The organism is Aquicoccus sp. SU-CL01552 (genome assembly GCF_040365005.1).
Taxonomy (GTDB): Bacteria; Pseudomonadota; Alphaproteobacteria; order Rhodobacterales; family Rhodobacteraceae; genus Antarcticimicrobium.
In genome coordinates, this window is the sequence record NZ_BAABWV010000016.1 from 115,470 (window position 1) to 137,895 (window position 22,426).

Consider the following 22,426-nt stretch of genomic DNA (forward strand, 5'->3'; position numbering starts at 1 on the left):
TCTGTCGAATCTGTTGTCAAAACGTACTTAGCATACTAAGTAATGTGATATGAATGCGCGCCCACATCTTTTCCATCTTCTGTTGCACTCTGCCGACCTGTTGGAGGCGGAACTGACCCGACGGTTGAAACCACTCGGGATCGGACCGCGCCAGGCGCAGGTGATCGACGGGTTGGGACGCATGGGCGAGGTTTCCCAGGCGCGGCTGGCGCGGGCGTTCAACGTGACCCAGGCGAGCATGAGCACCATGACCACCCGCCTGATCGCCGGCGGCCATATCGCGCGGCGCCCCGATCCGGAGGACACGCGCGGCAACCTTTTGTCCCTGACGGACAAGGGACGCGGTCTCCTGTCACAGATCGACGCGGTCTGGCGGGACATCGACAGGTTTGCGGCCGATGCCCTTGGCGCCGATCGGTTCGAGGCGCTGGCGCATGAGGCCGGGGCGCTGCGCGATGCCCTTGGCGGCAAACGTCCCGGAGATTGAGGTTTGCGGCACCCCGCGCAGCGCCGTTCTTCATGACAGGCGCGACGGCGCACCAGCCTGAAATCGAAGTCCACCGTTGACCACGCGCCATTGACCCTGCCCGACAGGTCGCCCCCCTTGGGCAGACAGATACCGATCATCATTGGTGGCGCGTCCGACACCCGCAGGAACGGTTGCGCTTGGGCGGGGTGACTCCGCCGCCGGTCCTGCGAAGTCAGGCGCAAGCTGGGGCCAAGACGTCGGGACACTGCCCCGCAAGCCCCAATGCAGAAGGGTCATGACGGACGAATAACGGTAGCGCCGATTGCATCGCGCATGGGAAACCATGCGGGTCAATCGCGCAGGTCAGACGCACCGCGCCCATGATCCACGTTCGTTTCACGGTCCTCATGCGCCCGCCAGTTGTGCCCTTTCCCGCAGACGGAGACCGGCCACACGCAGGGCGAAAGTGGGCGCTCATTTTTTGACCGACTGGAAAAAAAGTTGATCGCGAATCGATCACGCGCCCCGTGATTCGTTTGACCTCTGCCGTGCCATTGGATGATGTCGGGTCAACCGGCGCACAACAAAAGCCGGCCTCCGATCACTCCAGCCGCATCCCCGGATGCGGAGCCAAGCCGCGCGGCCCCGCGTCGCGCGACCAATGACTTATCGCAGGGAAAGCCACATGACCATCATACGCTCCGTTCTCAAACTGGCTGCGGCGGGTTTCGTCGCCACGGCCCCGTTTTCAGACACGGCCCTCGCCGAATTCGCGGCCGTGGGTAATCCGAAACCGGCCGTGATCCTCTTTGGCGCCAGCAATGACGGGGGATGGTCGCAGGCCATCGACGAAGCCCGCCAACGGCTCGAGGACGGCTTGGACATCCGCATCCCGCAGGCCGAGGAGATCCCGGAATCGGCCACCGCCATCCGGCCTGCGGCCGAGTTGTTCATCGAGCGCGGCGCCAACATCATCCTCGGCTCCGCCTTCGGATACTCGGACACGTTCAAGGAACTGGCCGAGCAATACCCCGACATCGTGTTCATCAACCCGGCCGGCACGACCAATGCCGCGAACCTGAAAAGCGTCTATGGCCGCACCTACGAGACCCAGTACCTGTGCGGCATGGTCGCCGGCGGCCTGACCAAGTCGAACAAGATCGGCTTTGTCGCGGCCAACCCCTTTGGCCTGGTGAACTGGACGGTCAACGCCTACCTGATGGGGGCGCGGCAGGTGAACCCGGACGCGCAACTCAGCGTGGTCTTTACCGGCGCATGGGGCGATCCGGTCAAGGAACGCGCCGCGACAGAGGCCCTGATCGAACAGGGTATCGACGTCGTGGGCCAGCATGTCGATACGCCGGCCCCGCAGATCGTCGCGGCCGAGCACGGCATCTATGGCACCGGGCATCACCGCGACCTGTCGGAGTTCAGCGCGGCAACGCAATGTTCCTCGATCTGGACCTGGGACCGGTTCCTGACCCCCGAGTTCGAAAAGATCTCTGCCGGCGCCTTTGAACCCGCCCCCTATGGCGCCTTCCTGTCGATCTCCGACGGTGCGATCGACGTCGCCTGCTGTGGCGATGCGGTCTCGGAAGAGCTGAAATCCAAGGTCATGGCCGAGCGCGATGCCATCATCGGCGGCAAGCACATCTTTGCCGGTCCGCTCAAGGACCGCGACGGCACCGAGCGCGTCGCCGCCGGCGAGGTTCTGGGCGATGGCGACCTGTGGGGCATGGACTGGTTCGTCGACGGCGTCTCGGGCCAATAAGCCGAACCGCCCCCATCACGGTGAAAACACGGCCCGCGCATATGGCGCGGGTCGGCAACACAAGGGAAATGGCGCGAAAAATGACCAACGCCTTACGCCTGAACTCGGTCTCGAAAAGCTTTGGAGGGTTCAAGGCCCTCGACGCGGTCGACTTCTCGGTCGCGGCTGGTGAGGTCCATGCGCTTCTGGGCGAGAACGGCGCGGGCAAATCCACCCTGATGAACATCGCCTGCGGTCTCTATGCGCCCGACGACGGCCAGATCGAGATGGGCGGCCAACCCGTCACGATCGCAGGGGCCCGTGACGCGGCCGCCAAGGGGATCGGCATGGTGCACCAGCATTTCAAGCTGGTCCCGGCCTTTACCGTTCTGGAGAATATCCTGCTGTTCAATCCCGGCCGTCCTGCCGAGCAGGTGGCGCAGCAGGCGTTGACCCTGGCTCAGAAGATCGGGTTCGACATCGACCTTGGCACCCCGGCCGGCGCACTGGGGATCTCGGAACAGCAACGGCTGGAGATCCTCAAGGTGCTGGTCGCCGGTGCCCGGATCGTCATTCTGGATGAACCCACCGCCGTGCTGAGCGAAGAGGATGGCCAGGCCCTCATGCAGCTCGTGCGGGGGCTTGCAGACACCGGCAGCGCGGTGATCCTCGTCACCCACAAGCTGCACGAAGCGCTGTATCATTCCGACCGGATCACCGTCATGCGACAGGGCCGCAAGATCGCCGAGGCCCGCCCCGGCGACATGGACCCGGCCCGGCTGACCGAATTGATCGTCGGCGAGCATATCGTCGAAGAGCCCGAGCCGTCGCCCCATGTCGGCGGCACGCGGATCCGGCTGGACAAGGTCAGGATGCGCGGGGACCGGGGCCGCAAGGGGCTGGTCGACGTCAGCTTCGAGGTCAAGGACGGAGAGATCTACGGCATCGCCGGGGTGTCCGGCAACGGCCAGACCGAGCTGGCCGAGATCCTGATGGGATTGGGCCGCCCCGATGCGGGCACGATCGAGATCGCGGGTCATGGCGATGTGACCCACGCGGGCCCCGCGCACCGGCGCCGGAACGGCCTGGCCTGCATTCCGGTCGATCGCTATCGCCACGGGCTGGCGGGCGGCATCACGGTCGCCGACAATTACGCCATCAACGGCGCCCTCGCGGGGCGCTATGGCAACTGGCTTTGGTTCAACCGGCGCAGGGCGCGAAGCGAGGCCCGCGACGCGATCAGGACCTTTGACGTTCAAGGCGTGCGCAACCTTGGCCAGAAGGCCGCGCTGTTGTCCGGCGGCAATGCGCAGAAACTGGTGATCGCGCGCGAGTTCGAGGGCCAGCCAGACGTGGTCCTCGCGCACAGCCCCTCGCGCGGGCTGGATGTCCGCGCCGGCGCGGCGGTGCATGACCGGCTGCGCGCCGCCCGCGACAGGGGCGCGGCGGTAATCCTGATCAGCGAGGACCTGGACGAGGTCATGCTGCTGTCGGACCGGATCGGCGTTCTGGCCGGCGGTCGGCTCAGCGCCGAGTTCAAGGCCCCCGCCAACAGGCCCGAGATCGGCGCCGCCATGGTGTCGCATGAGTAATCCCGACATGACCCAAACCATCCTGCCCCCCGGGGCCGCCAATCCGGCACCGCGCAATCGGCTGCGTCTGGTCCCGATTCTGGAGCCGCGCCAAAGCGTTCCGGACCGCCTGCGGCTGACGATTTACGTGGCGAGCCTTCTGCTGGCGACGCTGATCTCGGTCGCGCTGCTTGCCGGGGCGGGCGTCCCACCCGGCGACCTGGCCAAGGAAATCGCCACCACCGTGTTTTCCAGCCCGCGCGCCCTGGGATCGGTGCTGGCGCTGACCGCCCCGCTGGTCGTGGCGGGGCTGGCGACCGCGATCGCCTTTCGCGCCAACTTCTGGAACATCGGCCTCGAGGGCCAGATGATCCTGGGCGCGGTCCTGTCCTCTTACGTGGCGATCCACGACATCGGCCCCGAGTTTGCCCGGTTGCCCCTGATGGCGGCGGCGGCGGCGCTGGGGGGCATGATCTGGATCGCTTGCCCTGGCTGGCTGAAACTCAAGCTGGGCGTGAACGAGGTGATCACCACGCTCTTGCTGAACTATGTCGCCTTCAATCTGCTGCTGCATCTCCTCTATGGGCCGTGGAAGGACCCGGTCAGTTCCTTTCCCTATACCGAGCAATACGAAGCCTTCGAAAAACTTCCGCTTCTTGGCTGGATGACCCTGACCTGGGCGCTGCCGCTGGCCGGGATTCTCGCGCTTGCGTTGTGGTGGGTCTATTCGTTTTCGCGGCTGGGCTTCCTGATCGACCTGATGCGGTCGAATGCCACCATGGCGCGGGCGGTCGGGGTGCCGGTGCTGGGCCTTTCGGTGGCCTCGATCCTCGCCTCCGGCGCGGTGGGCGGCCTGACCGGGTTCGCGATCTCTTCCGGGATTGAGGGGCGGATGACCCAGGATTTCTTCGTCGGCTACCTGTTCTCGGGTGTGCTAATCGCCTTTCTGGGGCGCAACCATCCGCTGGGGGTCATTGTCGTCGCCTTCTTCATGGCGGTGCTGATGCAGCTGGGCCAGAGCCTCCAGGTCTTTTTCGGAGTGCCCTCGGCGCTGGTTCAACTGGTGCAGGCGGTCTTCATCATCTGCGTCGCGGCCTCGGAATTCTTTCTCACCTATCGCATGAACTGGCGGAGCGCGGCATGAGCGACTTTCTGGTCAACTGGCTGATCAACATCCCCAGCTTTGCCGCGCCCTTCGCGATCGCGGCGCTGGGGCTGATCATCACCGAACGCGCCGGCGTTCTGAACCTGGCCGCCGAGGGGCTGATGCTGGCCGGCGCGCTGGCCGGTGTCGGGCTGATGATCAACGGCGCCCCCCCAATGGTGGCGCTGGGCGGCGCGGCGATGGCGGGCATGGCGATGGGGCTGGTCTTTGCGATCATGACCGCCGGACTCCGGATCAACCACGTGATCTCGGGCCTTGCGCTGGTGTTTTTCGCCGAGGCGCTGACCAGTTACATCGCCTCGGCCGAACGCTGGACCAACAAGGCGATCCAGGGGCTCGAGCCGGTGTTCCTGGGGCAGGACGTGATCGTTTACGCCACCCCCGTGCTGTGCCTGCTGACGGTCTGGATGCTGAACCGGACCCGCTTTGGCCTGACCCTGCGCGCGGTGGGCGAGAACCCCGGCGCGGCGGATGCCGCCGGGATCGACGTCACCGCCACCCGCTTCGCCGCGATCCTGATCGGCGCGGCACTGATCGGGCTGGCAGGGGGGTACCTGACGGTGGCGGTGTCGCGGATCTGGGTCGACAGCGTGATCGGCGGCCGTGGCTGGATCGCCATCGCGCTTGTGATCTTTGCCCGCTGGCATCCCTGGCGCGCCCTGTTCGGCGCGGTCCTGTTCGGCTGCATCGAGGCGCTGATCCCCCGGATCGCCGCCGCCGGCGTGGATGTGCCCCGCTACTTCCTGCAGATGACTCCCTATCTTGCGACGCTGGCCGTCATGATCTGGGCCGCCGCCCGGGGCAAGGACCGCTGGTCGCAACCTGCCGCCCTTGGACATCACCACATTCGCGAGGAGCGGGGCTGATCCCCCGCCCTCCATTCAACCATCACGGAGAAGGACAAAGCACATGATCATTTACGAACCCCCGCACGCGGCGACGGAAATCCCGCTGATCGACCTGACCGACAGCTTTTCGGACGACTTTGAAAAGCGCAAGGCGGTGGCCTGGGAGATCCACAAGGCCTGCGTCGATACCGGGTTCTTCTATATCAAGAACCACGGCATCCCGCAGGAGGTGATGGACGCGCAACTGGAACTGGCCGCCGCGTTCTTCGACCTGCCGCTGGAAGAGAAGATGAAGCTGGATTCCGTCAAGCAGCACTCGACCCGCGGATATGAGCCGATGGCGGCGCAGACGCTGGACGAGGGCTCGCCGCCCGACCTGAAGGAAGGCTTCATGTCCTCGGTCGAGGCCGGCCCCGATCACCGCTATACCAAGCTCGAGGTGCCCGGCACCGGCGCGAACCAATGGCCCGAGAGCTTTCCCGAGTTCCGCGAGAAATACGAGGCCTATGTCGAACAGGTGCTGACGCTTGGCCGTCACTTGGCCCGCCTCGTGGCGCTGTCGCTGGAACTGCCCGAGGATTATTTCGACAAGGCGCTGGAGGAACCGCTGCACTACTGCCGCATCCTCAAGTACCCGCCGATGCCCAAGGACGCGGCCGCGAACCAGCTTGGCGCCGGCGCCCATACCGACTGGGGTCTGCTGACGCTGCTGCTGCAGGACGAGATCGGCGGGCTGGAAGTGCGCAACGCCGACGGCGAGTGGATCGCGGCGCCGCCGATCCCGGGCGCCTATATCATCAACCTCGGAGAGATGCTGCCGGTCATCACCAACGACCGCTACAAGGCGACCTACCACCGGGTGCTGAACAACAAGACCGACAAGACCCGCTATTCCTGCCCGACGTTCTGCGACCCGGAGTATTTCTACAAGGTGGAATGCGCCCCCACGATCCTGGAACACGACGGCTTTGCCAAGTACCCGGCGATGACGGCGGGCGAGCATCTGCGCGCCCAGTTCGAAAAGACCTTTGGCATCGCCGCCAAGTAACCCCGAGCAAGGACAAACCCATGAACCTCCTGATGCAGGTCAGCCTGTTTTCCGAGAACTTCATCACGCTGTCGGAATTCTACCGCGACTGTTTCGACCTGACCGAAAACGAAAGCCTCCGTTCGGATGTCTTCCGGGGCTACATGTCCGGGGAGTGCATGGTGGGCTTCAGCGCCCCGGCGGCCTACGGGATGCTGGGGCTGGAGCCGCGCAAACCCGGCGAGGGCGACCAGACCGCCTTTACCTTCAAATGCGAGAGCAAGGCGGCGCTCGACGCGATCGTCGAAAAGGCCAAGGGGCTGGGCGCCACGATGGTTCAGGAACAGTTCATGACCTATTACAACTGGTACATGGCCGTCCTGCGCGATCCGGACGGGAACGCCATCCGGCTGGCCTGTACCGACGTGTGACGCGGTTTCGGGGCGGGCCGGCGGCCTGCCCCATTCCCCAAAAAGGAACCACCAGATGAAAGCGCTCGTCTACGGGGCCGAACAGGACATCCCCGATGATGTCTTTCGCGACTGGGTGTCGTTGCCCGATACGGCGGTGATTTCCATCGACATGCACGAGGGGCATCTGTCGACCGATCCGATGTGCCCCTGCCCCGCCCCACGCGGGCGCGAGATCATCGAACCGGTCAACCGGTTCCACCGCGCCGCCCGCGCGCTGGGCGTTCCCGTCATCCATGTCCGGTCCGTCCTGCGCAAGACCGGCGAGGATGACCTCAAGGGCGCCCATCCGGCGGCCTGGCGCACGCTTTTTCCGCTGACGGTGGGCGAAATTCCCGGCATCGACCAACACGCCATTCAAGGCACCAAATGGAACGATTTCTCGACCGAGGTGCACGACGGCGATCTGATCGTCGAGACCAAGCGGCGGCTGTCGCCCTTCTATCCCACCGATCTGGATTTCCTGCTCCGCTCAATGGAGATCAAGCGGGTGGTCCTGAACGGCGGCATGAGTGATTGCTGCGTTCTGAACGCCAGTTTCGACGCCTCGAACCTGGGCTATCGCGTCTGCGTCGCAGCCGATCTGGTGCGCGGCACCAACCCGGAGATGGAAGACGCGGCCCTGAAAATGATCTCGCTGCACACTGGTGTCGTGATGATGTCGGACGAGGTCGTGTCGGTCTGGAAATCCGGCCGCGCCTGAGCCCCACACCGCCCCGCAGAAAAGAAAAAGGCGCCAGTGGCGCCTTTCCCGATCACTCTTGTCCTGTCCCCCGGACGGTTTCCGAGACGGCACGCCCCGGGGCTCCGCCCGTTCGGCCCTGAAACCGTCCACCGGACGGTTTCCGAGACGGGCCTCACCCCTTCAACAGGTCGCCGTAGAGCTCGCGCAGGGTCCGCTTGAGCACCTTGCCAGTGGCATTGAGCGGCAGCGCGTCGGTGAACACCACCCGGTCGGGGATCTGCCAGCTGGCGATCTTGTCCTCGTAATAGGCACGCAGCTCCTCCTCGGTCGGAGCCTCGTCCTCGGCGGCCACGGCGACCAGCACCGGGCGCTCGTCCCATTTCGGGTGCGGCACACCGATCACCGCCGCATTGGCCAGCTTGGGATGGCCCATCGCGATGTTTTCCAGCTCGACCGAGCTGATCCATTCGCCGCCCGACTTGATGATGTCCTTGGACCGGTCGCGGATGGTCATGTAGCCATCCTCGTCCAGGGTGGCGACATCGCCAGTGGCGAACCAGCCGTCATCGAGAAGATCCTGGTCCTCCATCCGGAAATAGCTGTCCAGAACCCAATGCCCGCGCACCAAGAGGTCGCCCTGCGCCTCGCCGTCGTTGGGCAGGGTGTTGCCGTGGTCGTCGACGATCTTCAGCTCGATGCCGAAGGGCGGACGGCCCTGGTTCTCGCGCAGCTTGTGCTGGGCCTCCTCGGTCAGCGCCTTGTGCTTGGCCAGCGGCTGGTTCGAGGTGCCCAGCGGGCTCAGCTCGCTCATTCCCCAGGCATGCACCGTCTCGACGCCGTAGGTGTCGCGGAACTCGGCGATCATCGAGGGCGGACAGGCCGAGCCGCCGATCACCGTGCGTTGCAGGCTGCCCAGTTTCGAGCCCGCCTGCCGCGCATAGGTCAACAGGCCCAGCCAGATCGTCGGCACCCCCATCGCCAGCGTCACGCCGTGGCTGTCGATCAGCTTGACCAGCGCCTCGCCATGCAGGTCCGGCCCCGGCATCACCATCGCCGCGCCCGACATCGCGCAACCATAGGGCGAGCCCCAGGCATTGACGTGGAACATCGGCACCACCGGCATCACCACGTCGCGCGCCGAATAGCCGATCACGTCGAGCGTGTTGGAGGCAAAGGCGTGCAGCACGGTCGAGCGGTGGGAATACAGCACGCCCTTGGGATGCCCCGTGGTCCCCGAGGTGTAGCACAGGCTCGATGCGGTGTTCTCGTCGAACTCGGGCCAGACGAAATCCGGGTCGCCACCATGCACGAAATCGTCGTAGAACTTCAGCCCGGGCAGTTGCGCCGCCATCTCGTCATCATGCGGCCCCATCAGGATCACGTGCTCCAGGTCGGGCAGCTGGTCGCGCAGTTTCACCACCAGCGGCAGGAAGGTGGCGTCGACGAAGAGCACCTTATCCTCGGCATGGTTGATGATATAGACCAATTGCTCGGGGAACAGCCGCGGGTTGATGGTGTGGCAGACAAATCCGGCGCCGGACACCCCGTAGTAGATCTCGAGGTGGCGCCGGTTGTTCCATGCGATGGTGGCGCAGCGGGCCTGCGGGTCCAGCCCCAGCTTGCTCAAGGCCGAGCCGAGCCGCCGGGCATTTTCCGCCACCGCGCCCCAGCTGGTTTCCTCGGCACCGCCGCCGGTGGTGTTCACCGAGATGATCGGCGTCTCGGCATGGTACCGCGCGGCGTGATCTATCAGGGACGAAATCAACAGGGGTTTGGTCATCATCTGGCCAAGCATGGCGCACTCCTCGGTGTTGCCGTCGGGCCGGTCCGGCCCGGTTTCATTCGAATATCGAGAAGCGTGAGCGTCGCGCGAAGGGATCCATCCCGCCTTTCGCCCATCTTCCTCCCACGGTGTTCCTGCCAAACTGCGGGGGGGCTTGGCAATAACTGACGTTCCGGCACAATGCCGTTCGTTCATCCCCTCCCCCGGTCCGGCCAGATCCGTCTTGCCGATCCGCCGGTGCGCGCGTAGCTATCGGACATGGACCTCCGCTATCTCACCCCGCTGACACCCGAAGAGCAATTGGCCCACGGCCTTGCCACGCCGCAACCTCTGGCGATGGCCGACCGGGTCCGGTTCTCGGAACTGGACAACCAGAACCACGTCAACAACAAGGCCTACATGGACTGGTTCGAGCGGGTGCGGATCGAGCATCTGGATCGGGTTATCGTGCCGCACTATGCGCCCGGCCCCGCCCCCCGCGTGGCACTGCACAGCGCCAACATCCGCTATCGCAAGGAAATGTTGGCGGGCGAGCCCTATATCGCGACCGCCGGCGTCGTTGCGTTCCGCTCCTCCTCATTCACGCTGGAACAGCAGGTCTGGTCCAACGACCTGCGCGCGACACTCAACGCAGTGATGGTGATGCTGCGCCCGGACGGCAGCGGCGCGCGTTACCCCCTGCCCGAGACGCTGCGCGAGTATTTCGAAACGCAAGAGGGCGCGCGCCGCGACGCCTAACCGCCGTTACGCTGCACGAAATCCACCAGCGCCGCGGTCGATCCATCCAGGCTTTCGCCGGATTTGGACCCGTCCAGCACCGGCCCCAGCGAGGTCGCCATCTCCTTGCCCAGCTCGACCCCGAACTGGTCAAAGGAGTTGATCCCCAGGATCACCCCCTCGACGAAGACGCGGTGTTCATACAGCGCGATGATCTGCCCCAGGACAAAGGGCGTGAGCTGTGCATAGCTGATGGTGACCGAGGGGCGGTTGCCGGCAAACACCCGGTGCCGCGCCTGCCGGTCAAGCTCGGCCTCGGACAGCCCCTTTCCGGCCAGCAGCGCCCGTGCCTGCTCCAGCGACCGGCCCAGCATCAGGGCCTTGGATTGCGCCAGGCAATTGGCCACCAGCAGCCGGTGGTGATGGGCCAGCTCCGGCTCATGCCCCCTTGCGGCCACGAGAAACTCGCTGGGCACAACATCGGTGCCCTGGTGCAGAAGCTGATAGAACGCATGTTGCCCGTTGGTCCCCGGTTCACCCCAGACGACCGGGCCGCTGCGCCCCTCTAGCGGGCTGCCGTCCATCGCGACGGATTTTCCGTTCGATTCCATCTCCAACTGCTGGAGATAGGCCGGCAGCCGTGCCAGCCGCTGGTCATAGGGCAGCACCGCGCGGCTGGGATAGCCACAGACATGGCTGTGCCAAAGCCCGGTCAGCGCCAGCAGAACCGGCAGGTTATCTGACCAATCCGCCGTGCGGAAATGCCGGTCCATCGCCTGCCCGCCGGCCAGGAAGGCGCGAAAATCCTCGGGCCCCACCGCGATCATCAGCGGCAGCCCGACCGGCCCCCAGACCGAATAGCGACCCCCGACCCAATCGGCGAACCCGAACACCTGCTCGGGCGGGATGCCAAAGGCCCCGGCCTGCTCGGGCGCGGAGGAGATCGCCGAGAATTGCCGCGCCGGGTCGCCGCCGCCCTTGAGCATCCAGTCGCGCGCGGTATGCGCATTGGTCATGGTCTCGATGGTGGAAAAGGTCTTGGAGGCCACGTTGACCAGCGTCGTCTTCGGGTCGAGCCCCCGCAACGTATCCGCGATATGCGCCCCGTCCACATTCGACACGTAGTGCACCTGCGGCCCATCGTGACAGGGCGCCAGCGCCAGCGTCGCCATGGCCGGCCCCAGGTCCGAACCGCCGATTCCGATGCTGACCACGTCGGTGATCGGCCCGCCGGTGCCGGTCAGACTTCCGTCACGAACCGAAGCGGCAAACCCCTCCATCCGCGCAAGGCAGTGGCGCACCGCCGGCATCACGTCGGCCCCGTCGACCTCCACCGCATCGCCTTCGAGGTTGCGCAGCGCCGTGTGCAGAACCGCGCGATCCTCGGTCTCGTTGATCCGGGCGCCCGAGAACATGGCGGCGCGCCGCGCGGCCAGCCCGCGACGATCGCACAAGGCCAGCAGGTCCGCGCGAATGGCATCGTCGATCCGGGTCTTGGAATAATCAAGCCGCATCCCGTCGCTCTCGGCGCTGAACCGCTCCGCGCGGGTGGCATCCGCGTCGAACAGAGCCACGATGGGGCGTTCCTTTGCCTGCAAATGCAGGGTCTTCAAATCCGTCCACATGAAAAGTCTGTACCTTTGATCAAAGCTATTGCGCCCAATGAACCGTCGCGCCCGTCAGCACGGCCTGAACCGGGGCCTCTTCGGGCGGCAAGGTCATCGCGCGTTCCAGGGCGGCGCGCTTTTCATCGCCATAAATGACCAGGTGCTTGGACATCGCGCCATCGAGCACCCGCGCGGTCAGCGATACCCGCGGTTCGGGGACCGCGCCGGGACGCAACACCGCCAGCACCGGCGCATCCGGGTCCAGCGCCGCCGCCAGGCCCTCGACCCCGGGAAACAGCGAGGCCACGTGCATGTCGGTGCCCATTCCCAGCAACAGCACCGAGATCGGCAGCTCCGGCAGCAGCATCGCTTCGATCTCGGCCAGCGTGTACTCGGGATTTTCGGCCGGGGCATAAAGCGGCAGGAACCGCGCCGATGAGGCGCGGTCAGTGATCAACCGCTCGCAAATCAACCGCCCGTTCGAGCGCGGATGATCCTGCGGCACCCAGCGTTCGTCGGTGGGAAAGACATGCACCCGGTCCCAATCGAGATCGGCGGCGCAGAGATCGTCGAAGATCGGCCCCGGCGTGGTGCCGCCGGGCACCGCGAGCGAGGCGCTGTCATGGCTCAGGAGATGCGCCTTCAACTCGCCGGCCAGGCAATTGGCAAGGTCGATCGCCAGCATGTCCCGATCCGGGTACTCCACCAGGTTCATGGGTTTATCCCTCGCCATCTGCGTTCGTCGCGTTTCATCAGCAAATCCGCATCGGTCGGACCGGTGCTGCCGATCACGTAAGGTTTAGGCACATCTCCGCGCGACTGCCAGCCCGCGATCACCGGGTCGGTCCAGGCCCAGGCCTCCTCGACCTCGTCACCGCGCATGAACAGGGTCTGATTGCCCCGGATCACGTCCATGATCAAGCGTTCATAGGCATCCGCCGGGTCGCGCCCGTCGGGCCCCAGCGCCTCGGCAAAGGACATGTCCAGCGGCACGTCGACCAGCCGCATCCCCCCCGGCCCCGGTTCCTTGATCGTCACGTGCAGGGTGATCCCCTCGTTCGGTTGCAGCCGGATCGTCAGGATATTGGCATGCCGCCCCGCATCGGCGTCAAAGATCGAATGCGGCGCGTCCTTGAACATCACGTTGATCACCGATGAGCGCGCCACCAACCGCTTGCCCGTGCGCAGGTAGAACGGCGTGCCGGCCCAGCGCCAGTTGCTGATATGCGCCTTCAGCGCGACATAGCTCTCGGTGGTGCTGCGCGGGTGTCCGACCTCGTCACGATAGCCCGCCGCAGCCTCCGGATGCGCGGGATCGGCGGTATACTGCCCTCTCACGATGTGATGCGGCGGCACCGCGTCGAGCGCGCGGATCACCTTCAGCTTTTCATCGCGCACCGAATCGGGTTCGAATTTCGCCGGCGGTTCCATCGCGATCAGACACAAGAGCTGCATCAGGTGGTTCTGGATCATGTCGCGCATGGCGCCGGCGCCATCGTAATATTCACCCCGGCCCCCGACGCCCACCGTCTCGGCCACGGTGATCTGGATGTGATCGACATACTGGCTGTTCCACAGTGGCTCGAACAGCATGTTGCCGAACCGGACCGCCATCAGGTTCTGCACCGTCTCCTTGCCGAGGTAATGGTCGATGCGATAGATCTCGCGCTCTTCGAACTGCTCGGCCAGCGCCACGTTCAACGCCCGCGCACTGGCCAGGTCATGACCAAAGGGCTTTTCCACCACGATCCGGGTATCATCGGACACCAGGCCGAACTCGCGAATGCGCCGGGCCAGGTCGCCGAACAGGTCCGGCCCCACCGAGAAGTAAAAGGCGCGCACCCGACCCGGCGACAGTTTTTCGCCCAGCTCCGGCCAGCCACTGGACCCGCGCGCGTCGATCGCCTGGTAGTCGACGCAGTCGAGGAACCCCGCCAGCGCGCCCGCCTCGCTGGCCTGTGCCGGGCTGAACTCACGCAAGGCCCCAGCGACGACATCGCGAAATTCATCGCGGCTCATCTTGCTGCGCGCGGCGCCGATCACCCGCGCCTGCGGCGGCATCTGCCCGGCGCAGAACCGCCGGAACAGCGCCGGCAGAATCTTGCGCCGCCCCAGATCGCCGGTCGCTCCGACCACGATCAGGTCGAAAGGCTCGACCGGTATCACCCGCGACGCCATGCTGAACCTCCTGCCGTTTCATTTTCGCACCCGACTGGCGCCCGGTCTTCATAGAACCCGGGGGGTGTGATCTGGCATCACAACTCCGTCAGACCGCCGAAGCTGACTTTAACTTCCTGAGCGCCTCAGGCCAGATCAAACTGATCGAAACCGGGGAAAACCACCGGATGAGAGACGATCCGCCGGCCATCGCGGGCAAGTTCATTGATCGCCGCGCGAGCGCCTGCCTCGACCCGACCAAGGCGCGGAATTCCCAACTGGGCGAAATGCCGGACCAGGCTGAGGGTCCTCCGTTGCACCAGGTTCTGCGTGCCGGGGCACGCGCGTTGCTTGGCCCGAGGGCGGCAGTCCACCCCCAGGCCGGTTGCCTGCAAAGGCCGGGCTCAGTACGCCCATTCGTCGATCTGGAAATTCGCCTCGGTCAGTTCGATCGCCCCGCCGAAGCTGACCAGAACGTTGTCGCCGAAATAGAGCTTGCCCGCATCTGTATCCATGTACAGCTTGTCCTCCTCGGCCGCAGCCCAGACCGCCTCGTCAAAGGTCACTGCGGTATCGCGGAACTCGTCGACGTCGAACACGATCACGTCCTTCTCGACAGAGAAATCCTTGATCTTGGCCAGCTCGGAGTAGCTGTCAAGCTCCAGATAGATCTTGTCCTTGCCCTTGCCGGTGCGGATGACGTCTGGCGCCGCCTCGAAGCTGCCCGAAAGCACGTAGATCGAATCATTGCCCAGACCCGCGTTCAGGGTTTCGGAATACATCCCGTCCAGAACAATGGTGTCAGCCCCGCCCCGGGTGCGGATCACCGCGTCAAAGTCATCAGGGTACGCCGTCGATGAGGCGTTCATGAGCACCACGTCGGCGCCCTTGCCGGTATCCACGATCAATGAGCTGTCGACACCGAGACTGGCGTTGTATTCGAACCGGTCCGCCCCGCCGCCCAGATCAACGCGGATCACCGACGTGGCCTCCATGGATGCGGTTTGGGTCAACCGCACCGTCTCGTCCCGCGCCCCGCCGGTAATGCTCAACTCCTCGACCGTCGTACTGATCGCGGACAGCGCGATATCGTACTCGCGATGCTCAACGGACCGCACCAGCGGCGCTATGCTGGTCAGGTTCAGATCGCCGGTCTTCGCGGTGTAGCTCGTCATGTCGACGCCGATATCAACCGCCAGCGTATCGTATCCCTTGCCCCCGTCGAAACTTAGCCGGGCAAGTTGATCGAGCCCGGTCACCCCGTCGAAGTTCAGCGTGATATTCTGCAGCCGGTCCTTCCCGGTGCCACCAAAGAAGCGGTCCGACACATCGTAATCCGGATCGACCCCGTCGATGCCGTAGAAATAGAAGACGTCGTTGCCGCTCAGCCCGTAAAAGCTTTCGCGAATCTCCGAACTCGCCGACAAGACGTTGTCGCGATCAGTACCAAAGTAAGTGCTGCGCATGATGCCCGGTCCCTTTCATGGAATGCCTGTTCTCCAACCTCCTCACGGTCCGGTCACGGTTTCCCGTTCCCGACCATGAGGCCTTGGCCTGAGCCTAGGCGGCGCGCCCCCATCGCACAACCAGACGTTTAGTTTTTTCCACATAGGCTTTGCACGTTGGCAACGGTCGCGGCCAGGCCGGCGGGTGCGCGCCCCCGTATCCCGGCTCGGCGTCAGTGCAAGGTGAATTCGCCCACCACGTTGCGCCATTCCCCGGGCGAGATCATCTTGCGATGGGTGAACCGCACCGAATGCAGCGGCCCCTCGATCTCCTTTTGCCAGAACTCGACGAATTCGAACAGCCGCGGGTGGTCCGGCGCAAGGTCGTAGTCCTGCCAGACAAAGCTGTTCAGCACATGGGCATAGTCGGGCATGTGATAGAAAAACTCCGCCGTGGTCAGCCCGTACCCCTTCAGCATCAGTTCGGTTTCGGATGTCTCCATCTTTTCGGCCTCTTTCTTGCTCTCACAAGACCATGATCGCCGGAATTTGTTTGTTTTCAACAAAAACAGCATGTTAGCAAGCACTGCCCTTGGCTGCCAGCACGATTGGAAGAGGGCCATTGCACCTTATCTACCGGGTCTGATAAGGTGGCGGCACAAGATATAGACCCTGCAAAAAGAATGGGCACGACCGTTGAGCGATACGCCGGAACCCCCTGAAAACACTGACGAAACCCCACCGGAACGCCCCGTCCACTCGGGGCCGTCGGTGTCCATCGAAACCGAGATGCGCACATCCTACCTGGATTACGCCATGTCGGTCATCGTCAGCCGCGCGATTCCCGATCTGCGCGACGGGTTGAAACCGGTGCACCGCCGCATCCTCTACGCGATGCACGAAACCAACAACACCCATGACAAACCCTACCGCAAGTCGGCACGGCCGGTCGGTGACGTGATGGGGAAATACCACCCCCACGGCGACAGCGCGATCTATGACGCCTTGGTGCGGATGGCGCAGGATTTCTCGATGTCGCTGCCGCTGCTCGACGGCCAGGGCAACTTCGGCTCGATGGACGGTGATAACGCCGCCGCCATGCGCTATACCGAGGTGCGGATGGACAAGCCGGCGGCCTACATGCTGGCGGACATCGAAAAGGACACCGTCGACTTCCAGGACAACTATGACGGCAAGGACCGCGAACCCACGGTCCTGCCGGCGCGGTTCCCGAACATGCTGGTCAACGGCGCCGGCGGCATCGCCGTGGGCATGGCAACCAACATCCCGCCGCACAACCTGGGCGAGGTGGTCGAGGCCACGCTGGCCCTGATCGAAGAGCCGGACCTGACCAGCGAGCAGCTGATCGAGTATATTCCCGGCCCCGATTTCCCCACCGGCGGTGTCATGCTGGGCCGCTCCGGCGCGCGCAAGGCCTATCTCGAGGGGCGCGGCAGCGTCATCATCCGGGCCAAGACCCGGATCGAGGAGCTGCGAAAAGACCGCTATGCCATCGTCGTCGACGAGATCCCCTATCAGGTCAACAAGGCCGCGATGATCGAGAAGATCGCCGAACAGGTCCGCGAAAAGAAGATCGAGGGCGTGGCGCATGTGCAGGACGAATCCGACCGCAACGGCGTGCGCGTGGTGGTCGAACTCAAGCGCGATGCCACCCCCGACGTGGTGCTGAACCAGCTGTTCCGCTTTACCCCGATGCAGACCTCTTTCGGCTGCAACATGCTGGCGCTGAACGGTGGGCGGCCCGAACAGCTCACCCTGCGCCGCTTCCTGACCTCGTTCCTCGAATTCCGCGAAGAGGTCGTGATCCGGCGCACCGCCTTCGACCTGCGCAAGGCCCGCGACCGCAGCCACGTGCTGTGCGGTCTGGCCGTCGCGGTCTCCAACGTCGACGAGGTGGTCGCCACCATCCGCAGCTCGGCCGATGCCGCCGAGGCCCGCACCCGCCTGATGGAGCGGCGCTGGCCCGCCGCCGATATCGCCGATTATATCCGCCTGATCGACGACCCGACCCATCCGATGAACGAGGACGGCACCTATAACCTGTCCGAGATCCAGGCCCGCGCGATCCTCGACCTGCGGCTGCAGCGCCTGACCCAGATCGGCGTCAAGGAGGTCACTGACGAGCTCGAGGAACTCGCCGCCAAGATCAAGGAATACCTTGAAATCCTCGGTTCGCGCGATCGCATCCTCGAGATCATCAGCACCGAACTGCGCGAGGTGCAGGAGCTTTTCGCCGTACCGCGCCGCACCGAGATCGTCGACTGGTCCGGCGACATGGAGGACGAGGACCTGATCGAGCGTGAGGACATGGTTGTGACCGTGACCTCGGGCGGCTACATCAAGCGGACCCCGCTGGCCGACTTCCGTGCGCAGAAACGCGGTGGCAAGGGCCTCAGCGGCATGGCGACCAAGGACGAGGACGTGGTTACCACCCTGTTCGTCGCCAATACCCACACACAGCTTCTGTTCTTCACGACCGAGGGGATGGTCTACAAGCTCAAGACATGGCGTCTGCCGCTGGGCGGGCGTACCTCCAAGGGCAAGGCCATCGTCAACATCCTGCCGATCCCCACGGGCGTCTCCGTCGCCGCGATCATGCCGGTGGACCGCCCCGAGGACGAATGGGACGACCTGCAGATCGTCTTCGCCACCTCGGCCGGGGATGTGCGCCGCAACGCGCTGAGCGACTTCACCAACGTCAAGCGCAACGGCAAGATCGCCATGGACCTGCCTGAAGAGGTCGAACTGGTCAACGCGCGGATCTGCTCGGAGGAGGACGACGTGATGCTCGTCACCAATTCCGGCCGTGCGATCCGCTTTCCCGTCACCGATGTGCGGGTGTTCAAGGGCCGCAAGTCGACCGGCGTGCGCGGCATCCGCCTGAGCGGTGACGACCGTGTCGTGTCGATGTCGGTGATCCGCCACTTCGAGGCCGAGGCCGAGGAGCGCGCCGCCTATCTCAAGATGCGCCGCGCCGTGGCTGGCCTTGCCGACGATGCCGAGAGCGATGACGAGGACGAGGCCCAGCCCGGCTTGATCAGCCAGGAGCGCTATGCCGAGATGTCGGCGGCCGAGAACCTGATCCTGACCATCACCGCCGGCGGCTCGGGCAAGCTGAGTTCCAGCCACGACTACCCGGTGCGCGGACGCGGCGGCATGGGCGTGGCCGCGATGGACAAGGCGATGCGCGGCGGCGCCGTCGTTGCCTCCTTCCCGGTCGATATGGACGACCAGATCATGCTCGCCACCTCCAAGGGGCAATCGATCCGGGTGCCGGTCGAGGGGATCTCGTTCCGCTCGCGCAGCGCCGGCGGGGTCAAGGTGTTCGACACCGGCCGCGGCGAGGAAGTGGTCAGCGTCGCCTGGATCGCCGAACACGGCGACGAGGAGGAAGGCGACGAGGGCTGAGCAATGGAGCGTCCGGCCGCACGGCTGGGCGCTCGCCCCCCCTCGGTTGGCCCGCCTTTTCTTTAGGCTCCGGTCGATGAACCGCGCCTATGCGCCATCCGTCAGCACATCATCAACCGGCTCACGCCGCCGCGCGGCGATCCAGATCACCGTCGCCAGCCCTGAGGGCAGTAACAGCCCAAGCGCCATCGGCAAAGGCGTGTGCGTACCGCCCAACGCGACACAGGACGAGACGCTGAAGGCAATGCCGAACTGGATCGCCCCCAAAAGCGCCGACCCGATGCCGGCCCCCTCGTGTGCCGCACCCATCGCGATCGACATGGCGTTTGCCGACAAAAGCCCGACCAGCCCGATCGTCAGCCAGAGGGGGGCAATGAATACCCAGATCGACGACACGTCCGACAGCAGGGTCAAGACCAGCGCCACCGCGACATGGGCCGGCAGGACGGCGCTCAGGATCTGTCCGGGCGTGAACCGGTTGAGCAAGAGCGTGTTCACCCGCCCGAACACGACAAGCGCCGCCGCGATCACCGCAAAGACCAGCCCGTATTGCAGGGAACTGAGGCCGAAGACCCCCTGGAACACCCCGGAAGAGCCGGTGATAAAAGCGAACATCCCGGCCTGCACCAAGCCCGCCGTCAGCGCCGGGACAACGAAGCTGCGCCGCAACAGCAGCATCCGCGCGGTCGAAACCCCGGTGCGGAACGGGCGGCTGGCCCGCTTGGCCAGGGGCAGCGTCTCGGGCAGGATCAGCAGCGACGCCACAAGGGCAACCACGCTCACCAGCGCCATGGTGCAAAAGATCGAGCGCCAGCCAAACGCCTCCAGCAACAGGCTGCCCAGCGTCGGAGAGACGATCGGCCCGATGGTCAGCAACATCACCAGCACCGTCATTACCTTTGCCGCGCGCTGCCCGTCATAGAGATCCCGCACGACGGCCCGGCCCACCACCATTCCGGAACTCGCCCCGATCGCCTGCAGGAACCGCACCAGGTTGAACAGGGTGATATCACCGATCAGCGGCAAGACCACCGAGGTCGCCGTGAACAGCGCGGCCCCGAACAGCAGGGGCGTCTTGCGCCCGTAGCCGTCGATCAAGGGGCCCATGACGATCTGCCCGGCACAGAGGCCGAGAAAGAAGATCGACAGCGACAGTTCGGCCGCCGAATGACTGGCCTTCATCGACGCGGCCAGATCGCCGATCGCGGCAAGGTACATGTCGGTCGCAAGCGGCGGGAAAAGCGACAGCAGGCCCAGCACGGCGGTGATCGCGGCGGCATGTCTCGGGGTAAGGGAGGTGGTTGGCATGAGGATCCTGAAAACGGCGACGCGCCCGGTTTCGGGCAGCGGGGACAATTATTAGACTGAAGTCCACATACCAATTACTGGACACGAGTCCACAATTCAATCCAATGTGGCTGTGCAGGCACGGACAGGAGGTGTGCATGACCGAAAAACCGGCATCCGGCGGACGCCCGCCGAACGAACAGGCCAGCGCCGCGCTGAAGGCCGCCGCGCTGCGGCTGGTGAGCGAGAAGGGGTACGCCAAGGTCTCCATCGCCGAGATTGCCAAGGCGGCCGGTGTCGCGCGCCAGACGCTGTACAACCGGTGGAACACCAAAGCCGATCTGGTGCTCGAGGCGATGTTCGAGGAAACCGGGCGCTATGCCGCCGAGCCGCTGGATCAGGCTGGGGAAAGCTGCCGCGCGCAGCTCGAGGCGTTTCTTGCGCAGGTCTTTACCCACCTGTCCCAGGACGGAGACACCGTTTGCGCCCTGATCGCCGCCGCGCAACAGGATGCCTCCTTCCGCGCGGCCTTTTTCAGGCGATTTGTCCGACCGCGCGAAGAGATGGTCACGACCCTGTTGCGCCGGGCCCAGACGCAGGGCAAACTCGCGCAGGATCGCAACCCCGAGATGCTTTCGACGTTCATCCACGGGGCGTTCTGGTACCGGCTGTTGAACGGGCAGCCTGTGAACGCGGGTCTGGCGCGCGACATCGCCGCAGAGGTGTTCACGCGGTAGCCTTTCACGGCTCTTCCCGCCCTGCCCTCGCGCTGCGCCGGTCAACCTGCCAGCGCCCCCGGACCTCCACCGTGGAATCGCCGCTTGCCTTTCAAATGTCAGACCTTTTAATGTCAGACAAAAGAAGTTCACCCACCGATGAAAATCGACCCCACCAAACCCGCCGATCTTTCGGCCCAGATCGCCGCGGCGATCCGGGACGCGATCGTGTCTGGCGCGCTGATCGTCGATGAACGGCTGCCCTCCGAGGCCGAACTTGCCGATCAATTCAACGTTTCCCGTCCCACGGTGCGCGAGGCGCTGAAACGGTTGGCGGCGCAAAGCCTGATCCGCACCCAGCGTGGCGCCACCGGCGGCGCCTTTGTCCGGCGGCTCAGTTACGAGGATGCCTACAGCCAGCAGATCACCACCTCGACCCTGCTGTTGAGCATGAACGCGGTCAGCTTCGACACCGCCTGCGAGGCGCGCTATGCGCTCGAACGGGCCTGCGCGCCGCTCTCGGCCCAGCGGCGCAGCGCCGACCACCTCGCCACCATGCGCGCCGAGATCTTTCGCCAGGGCCAGCCGGGCCTGACCGACGAGGCATTTTGCGCCTCGGACGTCGCGTTCCACCGGGCGCTGGTGGACGGCGCCGGCAACCCGGTGCTGTCCTATCAGCTTGCCGGCGCGGTCGAGGCGATGCAGCCGCTGATGAACATGATCACCTTCAGCGCCCGTTCGCGCACCGAGATCGTCGCCCTGCACGACCGCATCGCCGGCGCGATCGAGGCCCGCGACGCCACCGGCGCCGAGGCCGCGCTGCGTGACCTGGAGGTCTACACCCAGGAGCTGGCCCGCGACGTGATGGCCGAACGGGCCGCGCGGCACGGATGACCCCGCCCTGCCGTGCCGGAGGGGTCGATCGTACGATTTCCCCTTCAAATCACCCGAAACCCCACCTATATTCGTGATGTCCCCTCGGGGACTATGGACATAAACGCGCTCGTAATAAGCGGTTCGGACCCGGGGGCGGTACCCGGCGGCTCCACCAAACATCCTTCATTTGGGGATCATGGGGCCGAAACAGGATCGACGAACGTCTAAAGGGGTTTGCTTTGTTCCGGTGAGGTACCACCGTTATCGGTCCGAAAAGTACAATTGCAAATGACAATCGTGCTCCGGTTGCCGTTGCTGCGTAAGCAGTAACCAGACCGAAACTTAAGCCCTTGCGCCTAGCCGCGTAAGGCGGGGTTCGCAGGCACCTGGCAACAGAAGCCTGCACTTTCCCACTCACATGTTT

At 64.9% G+C, this 22,426-nt stretch carries 19 protein-coding genes and 1 other RNA gene; 13 read left to right on the forward strand and 7 right to left on the reverse strand.

All coding sequences use genetic code 11. The features are described from left to right. Positions 1-49: 49 nt before the first annotated feature. The 8 genes from ABWV23_RS17660 (at position 50) to ABWV23_RS17695 (ending at position 8,003) form a co-directional block, all read left to right on the forward strand. Positions 50-487: a MarR family winged helix-turn-helix transcriptional regulator gene (locus ABWV23_RS17660; RefSeq protein WP_353350093.1), complete on the forward strand. Its 438-nt coding sequence runs from the start codon at positions 50-52 to the stop codon at positions 485-487. A gap of 667 nt (positions 488-1,154) precedes the next feature. Further along, entirely contained in the window at positions 1,155-2,240 is a 1,086-nt protein-coding gene (locus tag ABWV23_RS17665) for a BMP family ABC transporter substrate-binding protein (RefSeq protein WP_353350095.1), read from the forward strand. An 80-nt stretch (positions 2,241-2,320) separates the two neighbouring features. Then, positions 2,321-3,811 carry an ABC transporter ATP-binding protein gene (locus ABWV23_RS17670; protein WP_353350097.1) on the forward strand — a complete coding sequence of 497 codons (1,491 nt, stop codon included), beginning with the start codon at positions 2,321-2,323 and terminating at the stop codon, positions 3,809-3,811. A gap of 7 nt (positions 3,812-3,818) precedes the next feature. Beyond that, positions 3,819-4,934, forward strand: coding sequence for an ABC transporter permease (locus tag ABWV23_RS17675; RefSeq protein WP_353350099.1), 1,116 nt, complete (start codon positions 3,819-3,821; stop codon positions 4,932-4,934). Further along, a complete protein-coding gene (locus ABWV23_RS17680) occupies positions 4,931-5,821 on the forward strand; it encodes an ABC transporter permease (protein WP_353350101.1) in 891 nt (296 codons plus the stop codon). The genes ABWV23_RS17675 and ABWV23_RS17680 overlap by 4 nt, the downstream gene beginning before the upstream one ends. Before the next feature lie 43 nt (positions 5,822-5,864). Further along, a complete protein-coding gene (locus ABWV23_RS17685) occupies positions 5,865-6,851 on the forward strand; it encodes an isopenicillin N synthase family dioxygenase (RefSeq protein ID WP_353350103.1) in 987 nt (328 codons plus the stop codon). A gap of 20 nt (positions 6,852-6,871) precedes the next feature. After that, the gene (locus ABWV23_RS17690; RefSeq protein ID WP_353350105.1) at positions 6,872-7,261 is read left to right on the forward strand and encodes a VOC family protein; all 390 of its coding nucleotides are present in this window, start codon (positions 6,872-6,874) and stop codon (positions 7,259-7,261) included. 55 nt (positions 7,262-7,316) lie between these two features. Beyond that, positions 7,317-8,003: a cysteine hydrolase family protein gene (locus ABWV23_RS17695; RefSeq protein ID WP_353350107.1), complete on the forward strand. Its 687-nt coding sequence runs from the start codon at positions 7,317-7,319 to the stop codon at positions 8,001-8,003. Positions 8,004-8,157: 154 nt separating this feature from the next. Here ABWV23_RS17695 and ABWV23_RS17700 read toward each other — a convergent pair whose 3' ends face one another. Further along, entirely contained in the window at positions 8,158-9,780 is a 1,623-nt protein-coding gene (locus tag ABWV23_RS17700) for a long-chain fatty acid--CoA ligase (protein ID WP_353350109.1), read from the reverse strand. A 246-nt stretch (positions 9,781-10,026) separates the two neighbouring features. On the opposite strand from ABWV23_RS17700, the gene ABWV23_RS17705 reads away from it, so the two are divergent. Next, the gene (locus ABWV23_RS17705) at positions 10,027-10,506 is read left to right on the forward strand and encodes an acyl-CoA thioesterase (RefSeq protein ID WP_353350111.1); all 480 of its coding nucleotides are present in this window, start codon (positions 10,027-10,029) and stop codon (positions 10,504-10,506) included. Here ABWV23_RS17705 and pgi read toward each other — a convergent pair. The 5 genes from pgi to ABWV23_RS17730 form a co-directional block, all read right to left on the reverse strand. Beyond that, entirely contained in the window at positions 10,503-12,110 is a 1,608-nt protein-coding gene (pgi, locus tag ABWV23_RS17710) for a glucose-6-phosphate isomerase (RefSeq protein ID WP_353350113.1), read from the reverse strand. The two genes, ABWV23_RS17705 and pgi, sit on opposite strands and share 4 nt — an antisense overlap. A gap of 25 nt (positions 12,111-12,135) precedes the next feature. Next, complete coding sequence (pgl, locus tag ABWV23_RS17715) at positions 12,136-12,807, reverse strand: 6-phosphogluconolactonase (protein WP_353350115.1); 672 nt, start codon at positions 12,805-12,807, stop codon at positions 12,136-12,138. Further along, a complete protein-coding gene (gene zwf / locus ABWV23_RS17720; protein ID WP_353350117.1) occupies positions 12,804-14,270 on the reverse strand; it encodes a glucose-6-phosphate dehydrogenase in 1,467 nt (488 codons plus the stop codon). The genes pgl and zwf overlap by 4 nt, the downstream gene beginning before the upstream one ends. Before the next feature lie 383 nt (positions 14,271-14,653). Continuing rightward, positions 14,654-15,715: a hypothetical protein gene (locus ABWV23_RS17725; protein WP_353350119.1), complete on the reverse strand. Its 1,062-nt coding sequence runs from the start codon at positions 15,713-15,715 to the stop codon at positions 14,654-14,656. A 212-nt stretch (positions 15,716-15,927) separates the two neighbouring features. Beyond that, positions 15,928-16,197, reverse strand: coding sequence for an usg protein (locus ABWV23_RS17730; RefSeq protein WP_353350121.1), 270 nt, complete (start codon positions 16,195-16,197; stop codon positions 15,928-15,930). Between the two features lie 193 nt (positions 16,198-16,390). Here ABWV23_RS17730 and gyrA point away from each other — a divergent pair, with 193 nt between their 5' ends. Then, positions 16,391-19,123: a DNA gyrase subunit A gene (gene gyrA / locus ABWV23_RS17735; RefSeq protein ID WP_353350123.1), complete on the forward strand. Its 2,733-nt coding sequence runs from the start codon at positions 16,391-16,393 to the stop codon at positions 19,121-19,123. An 87-nt stretch (positions 19,124-19,210) separates the two neighbouring features. Here the strand turns inward: gyrA and ABWV23_RS17740 are convergent, their stop codons facing one another. Next, the gene (locus ABWV23_RS17740) at positions 19,211-20,431 is read right to left on the reverse strand and encodes a multidrug effflux MFS transporter (RefSeq protein ID WP_353350125.1); all 1,221 of its coding nucleotides are present in this window, start codon (positions 20,429-20,431) and stop codon (positions 19,211-19,213) included. Positions 20,432-20,568: 137 nt separating this feature from the next. Between ABWV23_RS17740 and ABWV23_RS17745 the strand changes: the two genes are divergently transcribed. The 3 genes from ABWV23_RS17745 (at position 20,569) to ssrA (ending at position 22,409) form a co-directional block, all read left to right on the forward strand. Beyond that, positions 20,569-21,147, forward strand: coding sequence for a TetR/AcrR family transcriptional regulator (locus tag ABWV23_RS17745; RefSeq protein WP_353350127.1), 579 nt, complete (start codon positions 20,569-20,571; stop codon positions 21,145-21,147). 138 nt (positions 21,148-21,285) lie between these two features. Further along, a complete protein-coding gene (locus ABWV23_RS17750) occupies positions 21,286-22,020 on the forward strand; it encodes a FadR/GntR family transcriptional regulator (protein WP_353350129.1) in 735 nt (244 codons plus the stop codon). A gap of 39 nt (positions 22,021-22,059) precedes the next feature. Continuing rightward, positions 22,060-22,409, forward strand: a transfer-messenger RNA (tmRNA) gene (gene ssrA, locus ABWV23_RS17755). Positions 22,410-22,426: the final 17 nt, after the last annotated feature.

Coding starts and splice junctions, on each gene's coding strand:
- ABWV23_RS17745 (WP_353350127.1), top strand. CDS start 20,569: ATGACCGAAAAACCGGCATCCGGCGGACGCCCGCCGAACGAACAGGCC.
- ABWV23_RS17705 (WP_353350111.1), top strand. CDS start 10,027: ATGGACCTCCGCTATCTCACCCCGCTGACACCCGAAGAGCAATTGGCC.
- ABWV23_RS17660 (WP_353350093.1), top strand. CDS start 50: ATGAATGCGCGCCCACATCTTTTCCATCTTCTGTTGCACTCTGCCGAC.
- ABWV23_RS17730 (WP_353350121.1), bottom strand. CDS start 16,197: ATGGAGACATCCGAAACCGAACTGATGCTGAAGGGGTACGGGCTGACC.
- ABWV23_RS17670 (WP_353350097.1), top strand. CDS start 2,321: ATGACCAACGCCTTACGCCTGAACTCGGTCTCGAAAAGCTTTGGAGGG.
- ABWV23_RS17700 (WP_353350109.1), bottom strand. CDS start 9,780: ATGCTTGGCCAGATGATGACCAAACCCCTGTTGATTTCGTCCCTGATA.
- zwf (WP_353350117.1), bottom strand. CDS start 14,270: ATGGCGTCGCGGGTGATACCGGTCGAGCCTTTCGACCTGATCGTGGTC.
- ABWV23_RS17690 (WP_353350105.1), top strand. CDS start 6,872: ATGAACCTCCTGATGCAGGTCAGCCTGTTTTCCGAGAACTTCATCACG.
- ABWV23_RS17740 (WP_353350125.1), bottom strand. CDS start 20,431: ATGCCAACCACCTCCCTTACCCCGAGACATGCCGCCGCGATCACCGCC.
- ABWV23_RS17665 (WP_353350095.1), top strand. CDS start 1,155: ATGACCATCATACGCTCCGTTCTCAAACTGGCTGCGGCGGGTTTCGTC.
- pgi (WP_353350113.1), bottom strand. CDS start 12,110: ATGTGGACGGATTTGAAGACCCTGCATTTGCAGGCAAAGGAACGCCCC.
- ABWV23_RS17675 (WP_353350099.1), top strand. CDS start 3,819: ATGACCCAAACCATCCTGCCCCCCGGGGCCGCCAATCCGGCACCGCGC.
- pgl (WP_353350115.1), bottom strand. CDS start 12,807: ATGAACCTGGTGGAGTACCCGGATCGGGACATGCTGGCGATCGACCTT.
- ABWV23_RS17695 (WP_353350107.1), top strand. CDS start 7,317: ATGAAAGCGCTCGTCTACGGGGCCGAACAGGACATCCCCGATGATGTC.
- ABWV23_RS17680 (WP_353350101.1), top strand. CDS start 4,931: ATGAGCGACTTTCTGGTCAACTGGCTGATCAACATCCCCAGCTTTGCC.
- ABWV23_RS17750 (WP_353350129.1), top strand. CDS start 21,286: ATGAAAATCGACCCCACCAAACCCGCCGATCTTTCGGCCCAGATCGCC.
- ABWV23_RS17725 (WP_353350119.1), bottom strand. CDS start 15,715: ATGCGCAGCACTTACTTTGGTACTGATCGCGACAACGTCTTGTCGGCG.
- ABWV23_RS17685 (WP_353350103.1), top strand. CDS start 5,865: ATGATCATTTACGAACCCCCGCACGCGGCGACGGAAATCCCGCTGATC.